The sequence below is a fragment of the Methanoregula sp. genome (genome assembly GCF_049690535.1).
Taxonomy (GTDB): Archaea; Halobacteriota; Methanomicrobia; order Methanomicrobiales; family Methanospirillaceae; genus Methanoregula.
The window spans coordinates 1-3,185 of sequence record NZ_JBAVMX010000118.1 but is presented as its reverse complement, the minus strand read 5'-3'; the positions used below and the strand labels follow the sequence as shown (position 1 = coordinate 3,185).

At 47.1% G+C, this 3,185-nt stretch carries 4 protein-coding genes and 1 pseudogene; 3 read left to right on the top strand and 2 right to left on the bottom strand.

Annotation, left to right across the window (positions count from 1 at the left end; translation table 11 throughout):
• Positions 1–283: 283 nt before the first annotated feature.
• Together WCE46_RS09335 and WCE46_RS09330 are read left to right on the top strand one after the other, a co-directional pair.
• On the top strand, positions 284–856 hold the full coding sequence (locus tag WCE46_RS09335) for a recombinase family protein (RefSeq protein WP_424733431.1): 573 nt from the start codon (positions 284–286) through the stop codon (positions 854–856).
• Positions 857–1,180: 324 nt separating this feature from the next.
• Complete coding sequence (locus WCE46_RS09330; RefSeq protein ID WP_424733429.1) at positions 1,181–1,507, top strand: hypothetical protein; 327 nt, start codon at positions 1,181–1,183, stop codon at positions 1,505–1,507.
• A gap of 40 nt (positions 1,508–1,547) precedes the next feature.
• Here the strand turns inward: WCE46_RS09330 and WCE46_RS09325 are convergent, their stop codons facing one another.
• Entirely contained in the window at positions 1,548–1,784 is a 237-nt protein-coding gene (locus tag WCE46_RS09325) for a YwbE family protein (protein ID WP_424733428.1), read from the bottom strand.
• 80 nt (positions 1,785–1,864) lie between these two features.
• Positions 1,865–2,608: a hypothetical protein gene (locus WCE46_RS09320; RefSeq protein ID WP_424733427.1), complete on the bottom strand. Its 744-nt coding sequence runs from the start codon at positions 2,606–2,608 to the stop codon at positions 1,865–1,867.
• Between the two features lie 154 nt (positions 2,609–2,762).
• Here WCE46_RS09320 and WCE46_RS09315 point away from each other — a divergent pair.
• Positions 2,763–3,185 (top strand): annotated as a pseudogene (locus WCE46_RS09315) (dihydroorotase); the annotation flags it as partial.

Here is a 3,185-nt window from a genome sequence, read left to right as displayed (position 1 = left end):
ATCCAAAATAGTTTCCTCCTTTTTGCTGCCGTCGCAGTCATGTGCTAGTATTTTGAAAAGAGGGAGTCATTTCGCGGAATGATTTCTCCTGCCATATCGGGCTTATTTATTGTAGCACACTGATCTGTTTTCGGACTATCACTATACGTCATAATGCTATTTAAAGAAGTTGAAATGATTTTCATGACTGGGGCGGTTATCATAACCGATGCCATATAAGCGTCATAATTTTAGGATCTTCCTTAAATAATATCAAAACAATAAACGATCATAAAGGTGCATAATGATCGTTGGATATGTAAGAACCTCCTTTACATCAGAACATGAAAAAAACCAGATTCGTGAACTGATTAAGAAGGGAGTTGCAAAGGAGCACATCTTCACGGATGTTGGTATCTCTGGCTCTGTATCTCCTTATGAACGTAAAGGGTTCAAGAAAATGATAGACTTCATCAAATCCAATGATGTGTCTCATATCTACACTTCTGAACTCTCTAGACTTGGGAGGGATCTAACTGATACTCTTACAATCCTGCGTGATTTCGATAGAGAAGGCATCTGTGTTACCTCAATCTCTCCCAATGAGTCATGGCTCCAATGCGATCCCTCAATAAGACAACTTGTTATTTCGGTCATGGCATGGTGCGCGCAGAGAGAACGAGAAAACCTCATTGAAAGAACTAAAGTCGGGATGCAGAGGGCAAAGGCAGAAGGAAAACACCTTGGTAGGCCATTCATTGAAATTAATTGGAAATATGTTGAGCACCTTCACGATGAGGGGATGAATTACAAAGAGATAGCCGAAGAGATCAAAGTCCCTTATTCTACATTCCTTCGAAGGAAAGAACAGAGGTGATATTATGAAACTGATTTGCACCACTGAAATAAAACAGTATTATCCTAAACCGAATTACCGCGCACCAATGATACGTTTGCCAAGAGGCTACGATCCCTCACTTATAGGACAGCCAATCGATGTTTACAAAATCGATGGTGGACTTCTGATCAAATTGAAAACCTGTGAACAAACTGACATGTCCAATTTTGAAAATAACCATTTTAAAGAATTGGATGACAAATTGGAGTCCATAATGGGCCTCTTAAGATCCAGTTCCGCAGGGATTCATGGGTTCGACTCCCATCCCTCGCATACATCCTGATTTCCCGGAAGAGTTTCATTATGAGTCCGACCGGGGCCGGTGCGTTCCCCGGAGACAAGACCTTATCGGCTAATAACTGGATACACTCATCTATGACTCTGGTAAAAAAACACCGGCTGCGAACAAAAAAATCCCTGATTGACACCCTGCCGGAGCTGGTGATTTCCGCTCTGGCCAACCACGAGGATTTTGTGGTGACGTACGAGACCGATCCCAACACCAAAAAAAAGTCGCTGTACGTGATGACCGGGGAACTGATCACACCGGATATGCTTGCAATCCTTAAGCAGCAGATCGAGCGCAAAAAAGAGGAGGGTAATTCGATCATCACCCATGACTGGAAATAAAAAAGGTAATGCTTTTTTTTAGCGTCATATTCAACGTTTTTTAGGTTTCGTGGGAATTCTGACTAACAATCCCTGCAACCCGCCCGACGCGGCCGTCCTTTATCCTGACCTTGATTCCGTGCGGGTGGAACGAGGAATTTGTCAGGATCTCCTGTACGATGCCTCGTGTCAGTTTTCCGCTCCGCTGGTCAGTCTTGAGGATAATATCAACCGTATCTCCGGGGTGTATGGCATTCCGGTACTTTCCACCGGTTGTCGGTTCAGGGTGTTTGTCCATGGGAATGTGCAGTGTGTGTTTTGGGATATGATATCGGCTTGTACCGAAAATGTTAGCCTTTTTAAGGGCGGGTAAAAAAATCAGGAGGTTGTCATTGGTGCATCATACGCACCGATACCGGATTCAAGCCAGCCCTTAGTGGTCACCCATCCATGGTTGTCACCGTGCATCAATACATCAATCCGGTTTTTGTAGCCATTGAACTCCGGGGCAAAGATGGTCCAGGAATTTGTCGCTTCAAGACTGGCACTGATGCTCACTGACGCAGAGGGTGCAGCCGTATAATCAGCGTAGGTGCTGGTGAGATATTCAGAGCACTCTTGAGTACCTCCTGTTGATGCGTCGCCTGCCGGACATGCAACCGTATTGATATCCTGAACCGGGCGGAAGACTGCTGCATTCTCGAAAGGTAAACGCGTGTCGATCAGGGTTTGCGAAGATGCGTTTACTTCGAACGTAATGCTTGTCGTTTGTGTGCTTTCACTGGAAGTATTTTGTCCGATCCGTGGCGCTGATACTTCCAGGAGGGTTGACTTGCCGGTATCAAAGAGTGTGAGTGTCCAGTCTTCAGGAACCCCGGTGACCTGCTGACGGCTGATCTGTGAAATGACCGGAGAGTTGCCGGTCATGTCTGCAGGAACCGGTAAAAAGAGCGTGACATTTGAAAGGACGGTATTGGTTGTGATAGTGCAGTTATACTCATACGTACCGGTGAGCGAGTTCCTGTACGACATATTGACATACGCCGTGTATGACACGACAGACACAAAAAGGACCAGAATGATAACGAAGAGTCCCAGCGTAACTTTTATGATCTTATCCATGATCTCCCCCATAAGCCCCGGATCCGCTGCAGGGAGTCCTGGCAAAAAGACTGCCCCCGGCTTCTCCGGCACAGCATAATACTCATTCAGAAACGTGACAGAAAAAGTATTGTATTCCCCGGCCCCTGTTTTTCAGGCACCCCCTCAAAACAGCATGGCTATATGGTCCGGTGCTGATCATATCTTCATGGAACGCCGGCCTACCCTCGTCCTTGAAAATGTCCAAACCCCTGAAGGACGAAAGGCAGATATCACGGTACAGGATGGCCACGTGGTTCATATCGGTGCCGGGACAGCAGCAGACCGTGTGATCGACTGCACAGGTCTTTTTGTTCTTCCGGCCGCTGTCGATGTCCATGTCCATATGCGGGGCGGGAGCCAGTCGGCAAAAGAGGACTGGACAACCGGCAGCATGAGCGCTCTTGCCGGCGGGGTGACGGTGTTTGTCGACCAGCCGAACACTATTCCGCCCCTGACAACACCGGACGCGTTTTTCTCCCGTGTCCGCGAAGCACAGGCACATTCATTCTGCAGTTTTGCAATAAACAGTGGTGTCACCCCGGATACCAGTTTCGAG

Coding starts and splice junctions, on each gene's coding strand:
- WCE46_RS09335 (WP_424733431.1), top strand. CDS start 284: ATGATCGTTGGATATGTAAGAACCTCCTTTACATCAGAACATGAAAAA.
- WCE46_RS09330 (WP_424733429.1), top strand. CDS start 1,181: ATGAGTCCGACCGGGGCCGGTGCGTTCCCCGGAGACAAGACCTTATCG.
- WCE46_RS09325 (WP_424733428.1), bottom strand. CDS start 1,784: ATGGACAAACACCCTGAACCGACAACCGGTGGAAAGTACCGGAATGCC.
- WCE46_RS09320 (WP_424733427.1), bottom strand. CDS start 2,608: ATGGATAAGATCATAAAAGTTACGCTGGGACTCTTCGTTATCATTCTG.